Source organism: Vibrio sp. 1562, assembly GCF_033340155.1.
In the GTDB taxonomy this organism is placed as follows: Bacteria; Pseudomonadota; Gammaproteobacteria; order Enterobacterales; family Vibrionaceae; genus Vibrio; species Vibrio alginolyticus.
This window is the reverse complement of record NZ_JAWOVY010000845.1, coordinates 1-503: the sequence shown is the minus strand read 5'-3', so window position 1 is coordinate 503 and position 503 is coordinate 1. Positions and strand designations below refer to the sequence as shown.

The window sequence follows — 503 nt, the reverse complement described above, 5'->3', positions numbered from 1 at the left end:
TATTACCGAATAAATTTGCGTTAAAACTGCCGCAACTATGACACTAACCCTAGGCGACTTCAAGACTTACGCCAGCCCTAAAATAGGCTTACCAACTGCGCACTGCACCCGTATCAATGTGGACAAAGTTACTGCCCGGATAGTATCCAACACCACCAGCCTTCAAACTGATTGCCGCATCACGCACCGTAGACAGCTTTACACCATCGAGACGAAAATCAATCGCCTTCCCTTCCATGTGTAGACTCTTCTTAGCAACACCAGTAGAACCGCTGCGCAGGGACGCATTGGTCACAGGAGAACGGTAGCCAGAAATCACGATAACTTCGGATTCAGCACCGATGAGCTTTTGAATTTGGCTGATTTGATCGAACAGACGTTTATCCATTGGATGCACTTCATTACGGCGATGATCACGGCAGAACTCATTCAAACGCTGCAATTCTTTGCCGACGTAGCGATTGCCATCGAAATAGCACGTCTCGAGAAGCTCACCCGTATTC

The 503-nt window shown here is 47.9% G+C and carries 1 protein-coding gene; it reads right to left on the bottom strand.

Annotation, left to right across the window (positions count from 1 at the left end):
• Nucleotides 1–88: 88 nt before the first annotated feature.
• The coding region (locus tag R7Z49_RS27995; protein WP_318112922.1) for a DUF882 domain-containing protein at nucleotides 89–503 on the bottom strand (415 nt) is incomplete at its 5' end.